Annotated in this window: 12 protein-coding genes; 5 read left to right on the top strand and 7 right to left on the bottom strand. The window is 56.7% G+C overall.

The window, feature by feature from the left end; genetic code table 11:
* Nucleotides 1–6: 6 nt before the first annotated feature.
* Entirely contained in the window at nucleotides 7–780 is a 774-nt protein-coding gene (locus EJA72_RS11015) for an SDR family NAD(P)-dependent oxidoreductase (RefSeq protein WP_157711486.1), read from the bottom strand.
* 186 nt (nucleotides 781–966) lie between these two features.
* Between EJA72_RS11015 and EJA72_RS11010 the strand changes: the two genes are divergently transcribed.
* Complete coding sequence (locus tag EJA72_RS11010; RefSeq protein ID WP_157711485.1) at nucleotides 967–1,845, top strand: acyl-CoA thioesterase II; 879 nt, start codon at nucleotides 967–969, stop codon at nucleotides 1,843–1,845.
* 48 nt (nucleotides 1,846–1,893) lie between these two features.
* Here the strand turns inward: EJA72_RS11010 and EJA72_RS11005 are convergent, their stop codons facing one another.
* Complete coding sequence (locus EJA72_RS11005; RefSeq protein ID WP_178129269.1) at nucleotides 1,894–2,841, bottom strand: flavin reductase family protein; 948 nt, start codon at nucleotides 2,839–2,841, stop codon at nucleotides 1,894–1,896.
* Between the two features lie 143 nt (nucleotides 2,842–2,984).
* Between EJA72_RS11005 and EJA72_RS11000 the strand changes: the two genes are divergently transcribed.
* The gene (locus EJA72_RS11000; RefSeq protein ID WP_157711484.1) at nucleotides 2,985–4,106 is read left to right on the top strand and encodes a nitronate monooxygenase; all 1,122 of its coding nucleotides are present in this window, start codon (nucleotides 2,985–2,987) and stop codon (nucleotides 4,104–4,106) included.
* Nucleotides 4,107–4,174: 68 nt separating this feature from the next.
* Here the strand turns inward: EJA72_RS11000 and EJA72_RS10995 are convergent, their stop codons facing one another.
* The 4 genes from EJA72_RS10995 to EJA72_RS10980 form a co-directional block, all read right to left on the bottom strand.
* On the bottom strand, nucleotides 4,175–5,617 hold the full coding sequence (locus EJA72_RS10995) for an MFS transporter (RefSeq protein WP_157711483.1): 1,443 nt from the start codon (nucleotides 5,615–5,617) through the stop codon (nucleotides 4,175–4,177).
* Between the two features lie 39 nt (nucleotides 5,618–5,656).
* Nucleotides 5,657–8,161, bottom strand: coding sequence for an RND family transporter (locus EJA72_RS10990; RefSeq protein WP_157711482.1), 2,505 nt, complete (start codon nucleotides 8,159–8,161; stop codon nucleotides 5,657–5,659).
* A gap of 30 nt (nucleotides 8,162–8,191) precedes the next feature.
* Nucleotides 8,192–9,301, bottom strand: coding sequence for a YCF48-related protein (locus tag EJA72_RS10985; protein ID WP_178129267.1), 1,110 nt, complete (start codon nucleotides 9,299–9,301; stop codon nucleotides 8,192–8,194).
* A 260-nt stretch (nucleotides 9,302–9,561) separates the two neighbouring features.
* A complete protein-coding gene (locus tag EJA72_RS10980; protein ID WP_157711480.1) occupies nucleotides 9,562–10,995 on the bottom strand; it encodes a DUF1329 domain-containing protein in 1,434 nt (477 codons plus the stop codon).
* Between the two features lie 268 nt (nucleotides 10,996–11,263).
* On the opposite strand from EJA72_RS10980, the gene EJA72_RS10975 reads away from it, so the two are divergent.
* Both EJA72_RS10975 and EJA72_RS10970 read left to right on the top strand, forming a co-directional pair.
* A complete protein-coding gene (locus EJA72_RS10975; protein ID WP_157711479.1) occupies nucleotides 11,264–12,370 on the top strand; it encodes an NAD(P)-dependent alcohol dehydrogenase in 1,107 nt (368 codons plus the stop codon).
* Nucleotides 12,371–12,383: 13 nt separating this feature from the next.
* Nucleotides 12,384–13,733: an aldehyde dehydrogenase family protein gene (locus EJA72_RS10970; protein WP_157711478.1), complete on the top strand. Its 1,350-nt coding sequence runs from the start codon at nucleotides 12,384–12,386 to the stop codon at nucleotides 13,731–13,733.
* A 57-nt stretch (nucleotides 13,734–13,790) separates the two neighbouring features.
* Here the strand turns inward: EJA72_RS10970 and EJA72_RS10965 are convergent, their stop codons facing one another.
* Nucleotides 13,791–15,041, bottom strand: a complete 1,251-nt coding sequence (locus EJA72_RS10965; protein WP_157711477.1) for an NAD(P)/FAD-dependent oxidoreductase — start codon at nucleotides 15,039–15,041, stop codon at nucleotides 13,791–13,793.
* 202 nt (nucleotides 15,042–15,243) lie between these two features.
* Here EJA72_RS10965 and EJA72_RS10960 point away from each other — a divergent pair, with 202 nt between their 5' ends.
* Nucleotides 15,244–16,518: a cytochrome P450 gene (locus EJA72_RS10960; protein ID WP_157711476.1), complete on the top strand. Its 1,275-nt coding sequence runs from the start codon at nucleotides 15,244–15,246 to the stop codon at nucleotides 16,516–16,518.
* Nucleotides 16,519–16,531: the final 13 nt, after the last annotated feature.

The raw sequence follows: 16,531 nt of genomic DNA, 5'->3' as shown, positions 1-16,531 counted from the left end.
GTTCTCCTAAAGACCGCTAACCAGATGACCGCCATCGACGGCGAGCGTCGCGCCGGTGATGTGTCGCCCACCCTCGCCCACCAAGAGCAAAAGCGGTGCGTCTAGATCCGATAATTCGCCGAAGCGCCGACTCGGGATGCGTTGACGCAAGCGTTCGCCGGGTTCACTGGATAGAAACTCACGATTCAGATCAGTGACCACGTAACCGGGGAGCAAGGCGTTCACCCGAATGCCGTGGCGGGCCAGTTCCAAAGCCAAGGCCTTGGTCGCCTGAATGACACCAGCCTTCGATATTGCATAAGGCGCCACCGCTCCGCTGACTCGCTCACCGAGAATCGATGCCGTATTGACGATGACCCCGCCCTTACCTGCAGCAACCATGCGCCGGGCCGCTTCCGTGGCCACGAGCCACCCGCCTTTGAGGTTGGTGCCAATCACCGCATCGAAATCTGCCTCTGTCTGCGCAAGCGCAGGCTTGGTGACCGTAACTCCAGCATTGTTGAGTACGATATCCGGCACGCCAAAGCGCTCAACCACTTCATCAAAGGCGCGCTGAACGCCGGCACCATCGCTTACTTCCATTCGAACCGTGGAAACCAGGCCTGGCGTTTGCGCAGCCAGCTCCTCCAGCAACTCGACACGCCGCGCAGCCATCACCACATGCACACCGGCTGCGGCCAACACCCGACAAAAGTGCAAGCCCAAGCCACTGGACGCCCCGGTCACCAGCGCCAACTTGCCTTCCAGACCAAACAGCGCATTCAAGTCCAAACTCGCCATGGTCCTCTCCCGTGATCAATTTCCGATGACGGGTAAAGACCCGTCGGCTTGGAAAAATCATATCAATGAGTTATATGTTTAATCAACCTGACAAATTTCACACGCCTCAGGTTTCACCAAAAATTTCTTCCGTTTTGGCCACGGTTCAGGCGACCGCCCGCCCTTCATTCGAACAGGACTATCAGCATGCAAGCACCTTCAAGCCGTATTCCACGCCCGGGCGATTTCGCCGCCTTGTTGCAACTGGAATTCGACGGGGATGAGTTCATCAGTCAATACGGTGAAGCGAATCTGACAGGCAACGCTTTCGGCGGGCAATTGATGGCTCAAGCAGTGACTGCCGCCGCTCACGGCCTCGATTCGCAAAGACGGTTGCGCTCGCTGCACGCTACGTTTCTCAAACCGCTGCCACTCGATCCTCAATTGCGCTACCAGGTTCAGAGCACGCTGCAAGGCCGCAGCTTCAGCAACCTGGAGGTGCAATCAATGATCGGGCAGCAGGTCGCGTTCCGCGCCAGCCTGTGTTTTCAAACCGAGGAAGACGGGCCGAGTCATCAGGACTCGGCGCCCGAAGTTGCGCCCCCTGACTCACTGCTGGATCTCGCACAACTGGCTGACCTGTATCAGGATCGCCTCAGTGACGGTAATCGTAGAATGCTCAAGGCAAGGCATCTGCACGAGCTGCGCCCACTGGAGGGTGAGGCCTTCCTTTTTTGCGGTGATCGCCGACCGAGCATGCGCTACTGGATTCGCAGTCGTGATCGCCTGAGCGATGACCCGAGGCTGCATGAAGCAGCGCTGGTTTATATGTCCGACGCCTGGATCAACAGTGCAATGCTGCTTCCACATGTGGCAACGCGCATGAGCCGTGATTTTTTTGCGCCAACGTTGACTCACGACCTCTGGTTCCATCGCTCGTTTCGTGCCGATGAGTGGCTGCTGTTTGATGTGCACAGCCCTTCATTGCAAGGTGCCACCGGGCTGGTCAACGCAGCCGTCTATGACCTCGAAGGCAGGCTGATCGCAAATGCCACACAGCATGCACTGTTTCGACGCCTCGGCTAATGCGCTGCGCCCCGGTCTGCACCGGGGCTTTTCATATTGCGTGCGCCATCAGTTACGCGTATTGCGGATGACCTTCTTCAGCAGATTCTTGAGCAATGCCAGATCGTCCCAATCCAATCCGGCGATCGCTTTCTGCTCCGACGATTTAGCCTGCACGAACAACTTGACCGCGTATTCATGACCGCGTGAAGTAAGGTCGAACTGACGAGCCGGGCCATCGCCTTGCACCGTTACCAACTCGGCTTGCAGCAACTTGCCCAGCTCTTCGTCACCGAGACGGTGACCACTGGGTTTAAGCAGTTCTTCGATCTGCCCCTGGGTTTTGTGCTTGCCGGCAGCCAGCACACTGAGCACGAAATAGCCGCACTCGGTAAGACCCAACTGCTGCCAATCCTTGCGCACCGGCTGGTACAGCTGCATGGACGCCACGCCAAGCAAAAAGCCCAGGTAATCCTTGTTGAAACTGCTGTTCACATCTTCGACGTCTACCGGATTCTCCAGTGCACGAGGGTGAACCTTGGCGTATTTACCGCCGTGGAAGGCGAGTGGTGGATGAGCAGAATGGTCAAACTCGATGACTTCGCCGACAAAAATGATGTGATCACCGCCCTCATAGCGAAAGCTGGTTTTGCACTTGAACCGGGCCGCGCAATCGCCGAGCAAAGGTACCTGTCCAGGGCCACGCTCCAGCTCCAAACCAGCAAATTTATCGATGCCGCGCTTGGAAAACCGATCCGACAGTGATTGCTGTTCGGCAGCAAGCACATGCACCGCAAAGTAATCGCCAGTCATGAACGCCGAGAGGCTGCCGGAGGTTTTTGCCAGGCTCCATAGAATCATCGGCGGCTCGAGCGACACCGAGTTGAAGCTACTGGCGGTGAGGCCGACATCGGTACCCTCGCCGTCGCGCGTGGTAACAATCGTGACCCCGGTCGCGAAAGCCCCCAATGCATTACGAAACTGCTTACTGTCGATTACCAGATTGGGATTGCTCACGGACTTCTCCTCGTTCTGTTCGAACCGCTTGCTGCCAGAGATCACAGCGGACTATTTGAATAAATAGTATATATCATTAATATAATAGGCAACCGGTCATAGCTCCGGTCATTGCGAATTCCACGACAGTCAGAGCGCTAACAATGAAAACAAAAGTCTGCGAGATGTTGTCCATCGACCTCCCCATTTTTGCCTTCTCGCATTGTCGAGATGTTGTCGCTGAGGTGTCACGGGCCGGTGGTATGGGTGTTCTAGGCGTCAGCGGTTTTACTGCGGAGCAACTGGAGCAAGAACTGACCTGGATCGACGAGCATATCGATGGCAAACCCTACGCGGTGGACATCCTGATCCCGAACAAATATGCCGCCAGTGGCAACGCGACAGAGAAGCGTCGCCCTGAACTTCCGGCAGAGAATCAGCTTTTCCTCAAGAAACTATGCGATGACGCTGGCATGGCGCCGCTTCCCGAAACCGAAGTCGAGCGCATGGTCAGTGAGTACATGGATCGCCTGCACATGACGCCCGAATCAGCGGAAGAGCTGATTGAAGTGGCGCTGCGTCACCCTCTGATCAAGCTAGTGGTCAACGCTCTGGGCACGCCCCCCAAGGAAAAGGTGCGCGAACTGCAAGCACGCGGCATCAAGGTCGGCTCCCTGGTTGGCCGACTGGACCATGCAAAGGCCCAAGTCGAGGCAGGCGTGGATCTGCTGGTAGCTCAGGGTAGTGAAGCCGGTGGCCACACCGGCACAATCACCTCGATGGTGCTTTGGCCGCAGGTGGTCGATGCGGTGGCGCCGATCCCCGTGCTTGCCGCCGGAGGCATCGGTCGTGGTCGGCAAATGGCCGCGGCCCTGGCAATGGGTGCCGACGGTATCTGGTGCGGTTCTATCTGGCTGGGCACCGACAAAAGCGAGCTCACCCCGGAAATGAAAGCCCGCTTATTTGCCGCTCGTTCTGAGGAGGCCATTCAGTCGCGTGCCATGACGGGCAAGCCATGCCGGATGTTACGCAGCAAGTTCACCGATGCCTTCGAACAACCGGGCGCCCCCAAACCTTTGGCCATGCCGCTGCAGACGCTGTCGGTGTTCGAAGCCCGCGCACGCATCGAGCGGGCCCGGGCCAGCGACTTTCTCACGCATCCAGTAGGCCAGATCGTTGGCGACATGCATGGGGAAACGACAGTCAAAGAGATTTTCTATGACCTGCTCAGCGACTTCCTCGACAGTGCCGATCGCTTGGCAACACTGGTAGCGTCATTGGAATAATCGTGGCTTGAAAACGAAGAAGGCCGTCGCCCGGTATCACTCGGACGACGGCCTTTAGTGCGATGCAGCTACGAATGACTGGCAGGTTGCGCCACGGCCTCGCGCGATGCATCAGGCCGGCGCTTGGGCAAGGCCAAAGCAGCGAAGACGCTGAGCACGCACAACAGGGTGATGGTCAAAAACGCCAGTTGGAACGCCGGTCCCGCCGGGTACGTACCGGGACCTTGGGCCGGGTCACTGATCATTTGAGTGGCGAAGATAAAGGCGATCATCTGCGCCCCGATAGCCATGAAGGTGGTGCGAATCACCTGGCTCAGCCCCGTCACCTCACTGACCCGCTGCGCCGGTACCGCCTCGACGATAAGATTGGGTACGGCACTGAAAGCAATGGCCGTACCAATGCCGTTGAGGATCACCGCAAACCCGACAAACCAGATAGTGCTGTGGTGCAGGGTCAAGGCCGCCCATCCCGTCACGAGGAAGAACAGACCATACAGCAATGCACGTCTGCCGCCGTGACGTCCCGCAACCACTCCGCCCCAAGGTGCCGCGACGATAGCCACCAGCGACGAAGGCAATTTCAATGCCGCTGCAGCCGTTGCAGCCATGCCGAGCCCGACACCGGTCCAGGTGGGTTGCTGCAACAACACAAACAGCACTTGAGCAAACTGCATTGCCCCCAAGGCGATCAAGGCATAACAGAGGTTGGACATGGCCAACTGGCGGTTGGCGAACAGTCGGACGTCGATCAGCGGATTGCTATGCCGTGCCTCATACCAGGCCCAGAACGCCAGCAAGACAAGGCTGCCACCACCGAGCCAGAGAGTGCGCTGATCGTACCAACCCCAGGCACTGCCTTTGGTCAAGGCGAACAGAATCCCCGCCACTGCCGGCGCAAACAACACTCCACCGAGAATATCGACCTTCTCGTCGCTGGCCTTGCCTGCCGAGGACGGCAGGAACGCTATCACCAACAGCAAACCCAGCACGGCGACCGCAGTGCTGATGTAAAAGATCCAGTGCCAGCTCAAGTAGTCGATGCACACCCCACCCAATACGAAACCGATACCGGCCGCCGTTGAAGCAGTACCCGCGACGATACCAATGCAGAGTGGTATACGCGCCTGGCTGATATTCTCCCGCACCAGGCCGAAACACAGAGGCAGGACAGCTGCCGCCACCCCTTGCACGGCCCGTCCGAAGACAATCCCTTCCAGGGAGGAGGACAACGCACTGATCAATGAGCCAAGCGCTGCCAGGATCAACATGCCGATCAATACCCGGCTGCGCCCATACAGATCACCGATCCGGCCACAGATTGCCGAAGCGGCAGCCGCCACCAACAGATAGGCGGTAATGACCCACCCCACCAATGCCGGGTCCTGGAACAACCTGTAGAACGTCGGCAACGCCGCGAACGCCATGCTGACCTCAAACGCCGAAGCCACCTCGGCAGCCACCAACGCCAACATGATGGTTTTCCAGCGTGTGTCTTTATCACTCAAGGCCATGCGAGTCTCCTCCTTGCTCATCAAAGAATGGCGCAGGCTTCAAGCTCTGCTGGCCATGCGTTTTTGAAGCTCTGTTTCCTGCTCCATGCCACTGTCGGCTACAGGATCGAGCCCTGCCAGGGGAAGCGATACCGTGGTGGATTGCGCATTGACGTCGCGACCGACATCACGCAACAGGAAATACGACAATGCCGGTATCAGCGTCAGGGCACCGAGCATGTTCCAGAGGAACATGAACGTCAGCAGGATGCCCATGTCGGCCTGGAATTTGATCGGCGACCAGACCCAGGTCACTACGCCCGCCGCCATGGTCACACCAATCAAAGCCACAACCTTGCCTGTGAAATTCAGAGCGAGCCCATAGGACTGTGCGAGGGAAATCCCGCGACGCTGAGCACCCAACTGGACGCACAACAAATACAGGGCGTAATCAACGCCGACGCCGACGCCCAGGGCAATGACCGGCAAGGTAGCGACTTTGACGCCGATACCCAGCATCACCATCAACGCTTCGCAAAGGAATGAAGTAATCACCAGCGGCACCATGGCCACCACCACCGCTCGCCAACTGCGAAAGGTGATGAAACACAGGACCGCGACAGCGGCATAAAGCAAGCCCAGGATGCGATAGTTGGCTTGCTTCACCACAATGTTGGTGGCCGCCTCGATACCGGCCGGACCTGCTGCCAACAAAAACTGTCGGTCAGGTGTGTTGTACTCCGCGGCAAACTTTTCGGTCACCTTGACCACTTCACTCAATGTGTCAGCGCGATGGTCTTTAAGGTAGGCAATGACCGGAGCAACACTGGCGTTGGGGTTCATCAGCTCAGGGCTGCCCACCAGCAGGGTTTGCGTGACGTTACCGAGCGTTTGGGTATTGCGCGGTAACGTCATCCACTTCGGATTACCTTCGAACGAACCCGACGCGACTCGCCGAATCCCGCCCGCCAGCGAGGCGGTTGCCAGCACTGACGGCAGCTGTTGCAGACGCCAGGCCAGAATGTCCTGCGCCACCAACGATTCATAGTCGCGCATGCCTTCGTTTTTGGTTTTGAGGATGACGGCGAATTGATCGCTCGACATACCGTAATGCTCATTGATGTATCCGACATCCAGATTGAAGCGCGAATCAGGACGCAGCTCGGGCGCCCCTGCATCCAGGTCTCCCATCTTCAGGCTGGTCAGGCTGATTGCCATGGCACCCCCGCCAACCAGAATGGCCAGCAAAGTGAGTGGCAAGGCCAGACGACGCTCGGTGCACCGTTGCAAAAAGCCCGTGATGCCCTGTCCGGCCTCATTCTCACGCAGGCTGCGCTTGGCGGCTGATTGACTGACGCCAATATAGGAAAGTGCTACAGGAATAAAGAACAGCTTGGTGAAGATCAGCACCAACACACCCAGACTGGTGGTCATCGCCAGGTCGCGAATCACGGGTATGTCAATGATCATCAGCACGGCAAAACCAACCACGTTGGTAATCAGCGCTGTCAGCCCGGCCATGAACAACCGGCGAAAGGTATAACGGGCAGCCACATACTTATGCGTCCCCCGCCCGATGTCTTGCATGATCCCGTTCATCTTCTGGGCGCCATGGGATAAACCGATGGCGAAAATCAGGAAAGGGACAAGGATCGAATAGGGATTAAGGTCGTAGCCAAGCAACTCCAACAACCCCAGCAGCCAGACCACGCCGATGGTCGCTGTCACCACCAACAACAAAGTACTTCGCAGATCGCGGGTATAGAGGTAGATGATCAATGAAGCGATCAGGGCCGAAACGGCGAAAAACATCATGACCTGAATCAACCCGTCGATCAGGTCGCCTACCAGCTTGGCAAAGCCGATGATATGCACACGATAGTGGCCATCGCTTGCGCCCTGATACTTGTCACGGATCTCTTTTTCCAGAAAAGTCGAAAGCTCACTGTAATCCAGTGGCTTACCGGTCTCGGGAATGACATCGAGCAGGGGTACAAAAATCATGCTCGACTTAAGGTCCTTGCCCACTAACGTTCCAGGCAAACCGGCGCGCAGCGTATTGGTGCGAAACTGGGCTATTGATTTTTCCTTGGCGTCGTAGTCGAACGGCATGACCGGACCACCGCGAAAGCCTTCTTCTGTCACTTCGGTCCAGCGAACGATTGGCGTCCAGACCGAACGCATGAAGGCACGATCCACGCCTGGCGTGAGGAATATCTTGTCATTGATATCACGCACCACAGCCAGGTAGTCCTTGTCGAAAATATCACCCTGAGTATTTTCGACCACGATGCGCACTGAGTTGCCCAAGCCCTTCAGTTCGCTCTTGTTGTCCAGGTAGTTACGGATATAGGGGTGGGAATGAGGAATCATGTCATCGAAGCTGGCCTGCACCGTCAGACGCGAAGCATGCAATCCTAAAAAAACGGTAATGACCACAACCAGCATCACCACCCAGGCGCGATGATTGAAGATCAGTCGCTCCAGCCAGTCACCCGATTTTTTGTCGAAGTCTTTGATGTCCCGTATCACGGGCAGGCGAAGTGATTCGGTATCTACAGCCATGATTTCTCCAGATTTTCCATACCACCAGCCTCAGCTGCCGGAAGCCGGCAAAGGCTCGAGCTGGGCACCTTGGGTGCCGACGATGACCACACTGTCTGCAGCCGCGGGTTCGATATTGGCGAAGGGCACGCTACGAAGCAGCTGTGTTGGCTGCAAAGCACCGGTAGCGGCGTCACCGAGGAGCAACGTACCGCCTTGGCTGACTACCGCCACGCGTCCGTGGTCGAGCATGGCGGCTCCCGTTAGAGTGGTCTCCGTGCCCGTGTCGATTTTTTCCCAGGTCACACCTTTATCCAGGCTGCGCCAGGCATTACCGCGCAAGCCGTAAGCAACCACCGCACGGGCATCCCCCGTCACGCCGAAGAAGCTTCCGATATAGCCGGAATTAAATGCGATGAAGCGCTGACTGGCTTTATCCAGACGGAACACTGTCCCTCGCTCCGAGGCGATATACAGTTCTTCACCAACGGCATTGATCGCCGATAAATGCAGGCCTTCAGGGTTATCCATCCGGTCGAGCATGGGCGTCCAGTGTTCACCGCCATCACGGGTTTCCATGATCAGATTGAAGCTACCGACCACGTACCCGTGCTGATCATTTTCGAACCACACATCCAGCCAAGGCTGCTCGGGTCCCGTCTCGTAATTAAGACGCACCTGATCCATCAAGCCTGCGTATTGCGCCTGCTCGGCTTCGCTGGCCTGATCAAGGCGCTGCTGGTAGTAGCTGGTCATCAGCTTGCCGGTAGCAAAACCATCCTGTTGCTTGACCCAGGTTTTGCCACCGTCGCGGGTACGCAGAATCACGCCCCCGTGACCGACGGCCCAACCTGACTCAGCAGTAGGAAAGTTGACCGCGGTAAGGTCGGCACTGACCGGCACATCGGCCTGCTGCCAGCTGCGACCTTGATCGTCGGAGTAAACGATGTGCCCTCGCCACCCAACCGCAACCAGGCGTTGCCCGGCACGGGCCAGACCGACCAACTGAGTGGAAGGCGCCAGATTGCTTTGCACCACCGGAGTGAACAAGGGATCGATAGCAGGGCGTGTGCCCTCGCTCGCATTGGCACCTAACAGCAAAGCGGCGCCGATGAAGCAGCCGCCGATCCATCTGAGATTGGCAGCTGACGCACCTTGCATGTGCAGGGCTGTTCGAAAACAGCGGGCATATAAAGGTAAGCCAAAATGGCTCATTTCAACCTCCAGACTTCTTATTAAACTTGTTGTGCGGAGTGATGTAAGCGAATTTCCTGGCAGCCGTTCAAAGCAATCGCGCCAAGCAATTCGCATAATCATACTAATCCTATACATGTTTATCGTCAACCGAACATTGACTCGACAAATCGCAGGCGAAAAAAAACCGCGGCACGAAAAAATCGTGCCGCGGCGAAGGGGTTTGCTTAGCGAACGCCGGTACCGGCCATGGATTCCGAGCGGAAAGTAAAGTCTGGGAAGCGCTTGACCTGCTTCACCCAACCACTTGCCGGATCGATGAAGCTGCTGAGCAGGTACTGACCTTTGCTCAGGTCGTAGGCGACAGTGGAATAATCCATATTCCCGGCAGCACCGAACTCGTTGCGATTGTATTGCGGCCATCCATTGGATTGCTGCACCCGGAACAGCTTACCGGCATCATCCTCCGACTCAGCGGTCAAAATCGACCAGGAGTCCTCGTCGATGAAGAACCTGCGCTTGGCGGCAATATGGCGCTTACCTTCCTTACGGGTTGCTTCTACTACCCATACGCGACGCAACTCCCAACGCGACACATCCGGGTTGATAAACTGCTTACCGAGCACTTGCTCTGGCGACGCTGCCAGCATGCGGTACTGATTGGCAGGTACATACATCTCCTTACGCCCAACCAGTTTGAAATCGAAGCGATCCATGCGACCAGCGAAAAGACCCAGTTCGTCATAATTCAACGCCCCGGACAATGAAGCGCTCGGCGTATCGTAGGTCAGTTCCGGCGCGAGACGGGTACGGCGCTGGCCAGTGGTGTAAGACCAGATTCGCTGATCCTTGTGATCGAACTCCGCTGGGTACCAGACGATGGATTTCTGCCCGGCATCGCGTGAAGGCGCAATCGTCTTGTTAAGGAAGCGGTAATAGTTTTCAGCCACTCCCGAATAAGGCGCAGCTGTCGAATCCCAGAATGGGAAGTCAGCCTGCTGTATGGAATCGTTGGTCATCGTCGGATGGCCCGACGAGTCGACGATCCAGCTTTGCATCCGCAGTTCGTATTCGGTCTGCTCGTGCGTCAGGGCGTTCCACATGGCCTGATAGCCATTCTTGGGAATCGGGAACGGCGTGCCAAACCAGCAGCCCCGCAATCCAACGCCATCATCCGTGGTTTTGCACTCTGGATTCGCTGCGTTTTTGATTGAGCCTTCAGCTCGATCCGGTGCCATCTGTGGAAAGCCGCGGCGAGTCGGATAGATATTGAGTTTGTAATCAGGCCAGCGCTTCAGCAAGGCCTGGGTACCCGGCGTCAGCTTATCGGCGTATTGCGCCATGTTAGCCGGAGTGATTGTCACGACCGGCTTGTCATTGGCAAAAGGATCAAGCGGATGCTTGTCGGAGGCGCTCGCACCCGCTGGCGGTTTCACGCCCCCTGTGTAGGCAGGGATGGTGCCGTCCTTATTTCCTGCGATTTCCGAACCCCAGGGAGTGAGTGTCGTTCCCAGCTGTTTCAGCTCTTCAGGCGTCACCCCAGGAGTGGCATAAACCCCTTGATGAAACAGCAGAGTGAACCCTACTGCCAGCACACCCCCTGCTTTTGACAAGAGGCGTACTGCACCTTCGGTTTCGACGATTGGTTTGCCTGTCTTCATCGCAGTCTCCAGCTTATTGTTTGTTTTATCGGCGGGTAGAAGCCCAATGTTTGAGAGGAAAGGTCCTCCCAAGAAATTGTGTAATCACAATAATCATGTGTATCATTGGTGTCAATGGACTGAGGCACGCATTCTGCTCCAGCCATCGCAAAAGATTTGTTTTAGCCATATAGATACAATCATGCAGATGATTTTCATGATCACTGCCTGCCACTCTTGAGCTCCTGCTGCGCCAAAAACGCCGAAAAACAACTAAAGGGAACGTTCAATGAAGATTCAAGCCGCGCTGGCTTTCGATACCAATGCCCCACTGCAAATGGAGCAAATTGACCTGGTTGAGCCTGGACCGGGCGATGTGCTGGTGAGAATTGTTGCCACAGGACTGTGCCATACCGACCTGACGGTATTGGCCAATCCACAGATGCCGTGGCCGGCGCTGCTCGGACATGAAGGTGCCGGCGTTGTCGAGAAAGTCGGTACGGGAGTGACTCGTGTTGTGCCCGGGGATCATGTGATCATGACCACCACTTCATGCGGCAAATGCCCTCAGTGCATTTCCGGCCAGCCGTCTTACTGCCTCTCCTTTCGCGAACTGAATATGTCGGGTGGCCGCTGCAGCGACGGTAGCTGCACCCATCAACTGGCCGGTAAGCCGGTGTTTGCACGTTTTCTGGGCCAGTCTTCGTTTGCCAGCCACTGTCTGGCCAGCGAGCGTAGCGTGATCAAAATCGACGACCAATTGCCTCTGGATATCCTTGCCCCTTTAGGCTGTGGTATTCAGACCGGTGCCGGAGCCGTGCTCAATACCTTGCGCCCACGCGCAGGTACCAGCTTTGCCCTCTTCGGCGCTGGCGGTGTGGGCTTGTCGGCATTGATGGCGGCAAAAATCGCCGGTTGCACCCAACGCATTGTGGTCGACCGGGTCGCAAGCCGACTGGAGCTTGCCCTCGAACTGGGCGCCACGCATGTCATCAATGCCGGTGATCAGGACGCCGTCCAGGCTATCCGAGAACTCAGTGGTGGCGGGGTTGATGGTGTCGTTGAGGCCACAGGTATTCCAAAGGTAATGGAACAGGCTATCCAGGCGCTGGGACACGGCGGTACGGCTGTTCTTGTGGGCATGGCCGGTGCGCAAGCCAGCGTCACCTTCAACCCAATGGAAGTGCAGTCGAGAAATACCCGAATCAAAGGCAGCATCATGGCGGGCGAAGGTGGGGTACCGTCATTGTTCATCCCTCAACTCATCGAGTACTGGAAAGCTGGCCTGCTGCCGGTTGAAAAGCTACTGCGTTTCTATGACTTCAAAGACATCAACCAGGCCATCCACGACGCCCATGATGGTTCTGCCATCAAGCCCGTGATCCGCATGCCTTGAGGAGCTTTAATTCATGACTCTGGAAACCGCTTTCAACGCCTCTATCGAAAATACCTTCACCAGTCAGCGCCAGACTCGACGAGCACGTCGCGATGAAACAGTCGACCTGCGTAAAGCGCGCCTGTTGCGACTTCGCGAAGTGATCGTGGCGCACATCGACGATATCGAACAGGCGCTTTTCGAAGACCTGCGCAAGACACCTACGGGTGGCAAGTCAGGTGAAATCGCCTCGGTATTAGGGGATATCGACACAGCAGTGGCCCATCTGGCCGACTGGATGGCCGTCAAACCTGTGCCTTCTTCACCTTACCTGCCGAATACCGCTGCACACATTTTGTATGAGCCTCGCGGCAACGTCCTGTTGTTGGGTGCATGGAATTTCCCGTTCGCCCTGGTCATGGCACCTCTCGTGCCGATCATCGCGGCCGGCAATAGCGCGATTATCAAACCCAACGAGCTAACGCCTGCTACCAGCCGAGTGGTTGCAAAGCTGATTGCTGAAGCCTTCAATCCTAATGATGTTGCCGTGTTCGAAGGCGGGATCGAGGTTGCAGAACGCTTACAGGAACTGCCCTTTGATCACGTGTTTTTCACCGGCAGCCCGGCGGTCGGTAAACGAGTGATGGCAGCCGCTGCACGGCACCTGAGCAGTGTAACGCTTGAGCTGGGCGGTAAATGCCCAGCCATCATTGGACCGGATGTCGAGTTGCTGCAAGCTGCCGCTAAAGTAGTTGGCGGACGTTTCAACAACTCCGGCCAGCTCTGCCTTTCCGTCGACCATGCCTGGATTCCGCGCAACGACGCACAAGCATTCGGCGAAAAGGTCAAGGCAATGGTCGCCCATCAATTTTATGAAAACGGGCAGTTGCAGCTGGAAAAACAGCCACGCATCGTCAATGAACGAAACTTCGATCGGGTACTGGGCTACATCAACGATGCGCTTGAACGCGGCGCACGCATTCTGTGTGGCGGTCAGTCGGATCGCGAAACCCTTACGATCCATCCGACGGTGTTGGTGGACGTCCCCAGGGATGCGCGAATCATGCAGGAGGAAATTTTCGGCCCCGTGCTGCCCATTCTTGCCTATGACGAACTGGACGAAGTGCTCGAACATATCGATGGCAACGGCAAACCCCTGGCCATGTACGTGTTCAGCGACGACGAGAACTTCGTTGAGCGGACATTGCACGGCAGCTCATCAGGCGGCGTCACGATCAATCACGTCATGATGCACTACGTCGAGAAAAACCTGCCGTTCGGCGGCGTCAATGGCAGTGGCATGGGTCGGTACCACGGCCATGCCGGGTTCCTCGAGCTGTCCAATGCTCGCTCTGTATTGACGCAAGGCAAGCCATCGGCATAAGTGCGGTTGCTGGCAAGTCTCACCACCAGGCTCAAACATTGAGCCTGGTGGCTCACCTCAATTAACCGAATTGGCAAATAGCACTTTGAGTGGCTGAGAATCGTCGGCCAGCCTCTCGTCCTCCACCACCAGTCGTTCCGCGATCAGGCGCTTGGCTGCCATGAAGTCTGCTGGACGACCTACCACATCCGCAGCAATGATCCTGGCTCCTTGCAAATAGAAGACGGCGAACGAACGCAGCTCGAACGAACCACGTATCACGACACGCTCATAACCTTGAGACAAGCCAGCCATCTGCAACTTGAGGTCATACTGATCCGACCAAAACCAGGGTAGCGAATCGTTACGCCTCGGTTTGCCGCAGAGCGTCGCGGCCGCGCATCGCGCCTGCTCTACTGCACTGGGCACTGACTCCAGACGCAAACGTCTTCCATAGAAGAGACTCGGTTGATTGGCACAATCGCCTATTGCGACAATATTCGGGTCCTGAGTAAGTCCGGTCTCATCGGTAACGATGCCATTGTCGACCAGCAAACCTGCCGCCTGGGCCAGCTCAACGTTGGGTACGAGACCGATCCCGACGATGACAAAATCCGCCTGGATCCGCTCTCCACTCTTGCACAACACTTCACCGACACCCACTGGACATTCACCAGGGGCAAAGCCTTGCACCTCTATACCTGTCAATATCCGCACGCCATTCTCGCGGTGCAAAGACTCGTAAAAAGCTGAAAGCTGAGGTGCCGTGACACGTGCCAATACTCTGGAGGCGGTCTCCAGAACGGTCACCTGCAGACCAGCACGAACAGCAACAGCGGCCACTTCCAGTCCGACATAGCCGCCGCCTATTACCACTAACTTACGTCCGGGGCGGAACTGGGGGCGAATGTCGTCAACATCTGCGAGATTGCGCAGATAGTGAATCCCTCGCAAATCGCTGCCAGGCAGACTCAGTCGCCGGGCATGGCCCCCCGTGGCCAATGCCAGGCGCTCATAACGGATGCATCGACCATCGGCCAGACGAACTTGCTTGGTCGTGCGGTCAATGGACTCGACCCGAGTATCGAGCAGGAAGTCGATAGCGGCGCGCTCGTAAGCTGTCTGCGGTCGAATCAACAAACCTTGCAGGTCGATCATGCCGGCAAGGTATGCCTTGGAGAGAGGGGGACGCTGATACGGCAAGCAACTCTCCTCTCCAACGATCAGTATCCGCCCCGCATGGCCTTCCTGACGCAGAGCCACCGCGAGTTCACCTGCGGCCTGACCTGCCCCGACTATCAACACCTCTACCTGTTCCCCATCTCGCATGACACCACCTCCTCGCTTGCCCTCATCCGCCAGGTTTGCTGTTGAGACGTTCAACTCACATCGTCTCAGAGCTGCACACAGCGGCATTGTTGTTGTGGGATACAAGCTAAACGGACCAATGAGACAAATCAATATTTGCGTATCACTAAAAGATACTTTATGTTTTGATCGTCTCATACAAGACCAATAGAGGCGCAAGACCATGAAGCTTGGTGATATCGACTTATCTGATGTGCACGTGTTCGAACAGGGTGTCCCCTACGACTACTTCGCCTTCCTGCGCAGCGAACATCCTGTCAGTTGGACAGCGCGTCCAAACGGTACCGGCTTTTGGTCGGTAACGCGCTACAAGGACATTACGGAAGTGGAGGCCAATCCCGAAGTCTTCTCCAGCCGGACCAATGTCACCCCGGCCGAAGTACCCGAGGAAACGCTTGCCGCCACCGTCGACCGTATGATCATCCTCAGCGACCCACCCCGACACGGCGCCCTGCGCAAGCTGATCATGAGTGGCTTCACCCCCAAGGCCATTTCCAGAATCGAGGAGCACATCCGCCAACTGGCGGTGGATTCCATTGATGCTGTGATCGAAGACGGCGTCTGCGATTTCCATGATGTGGGCGCCCATATGCCCATTGAAGTGGTGGCCGATCTGTTGGGCGTGCCCGCCGAAGATCGGCAGAATCTTTTCAACTGGGCCAATGCCATGTTCGGCGCCGGTGATACGCGAGTTTCCAGCAACGCCGGCATGGAGCGAGCACGACGGGAGATGTTCGGGTACGCCATGAAACTGGCCCATCAACGTCGCGGGCAACCTGGTGATGATGTATTCAGCCAGATCGCCATGGCTGAAATGGAAGGGGAACAGCTGTCCGAATTCGATCTGGGCTGCTTCTTTCTGATTCTCGCCACCGCGGGCAATGAAACCACGCGCACGCAGATTCTGCATGGCACCAAGTTACTCATCGAAAACCCCGAAGCCATGCAAATGCTGCGCAGCGACTTGTCACTGCTGCCCAATGCCGTCGAGGAAATGCTGCGTCTCACCTCCCCGGCCCTGGCCTTTGCGCGCAAGGCTACCCAGGATTATCAGTTGGGTGGACAAACCATCAAGGCAGGTGATCAGGTCGTGATGTGGTATTGCTCAGGCAGCCGGGATGAAGAAATTTTCTCCAATCCCGACGAGTTCGATATCCATCGCAAAAACGCCCGAGATCACATGGCTTTCGGTTCCAAGACGGGTATCCATCGCTGCCTCGGCGCCATGCTGGCACGCTCCGAACTGATGGCTTTTATCAAAGAGGTCGTCACCCGCCTGCCGGATATCCGGCTGGACGGAGACATAGAGCGACTGCGTTCCAACTTCACCAATGGCATCAACCATATGCCTGTGCGCTTTACCCCCGGCAAGGCCAACCGTGCGCAGAAGATTTCCTTCTATGCCGCCAATGCCGACAAATCCTACTCCCACGCCTGACAACAACAAGAAG

This window comes from Pseudomonas sp. PB120 (assembly GCF_009761815.1).
Taxonomy (GTDB): Bacteria; Pseudomonadota; Gammaproteobacteria; order Pseudomonadales; family Pseudomonadaceae; genus Aquipseudomonas.
This window is presented reverse-complemented; position numbering and strand designations above follow the sequence as displayed.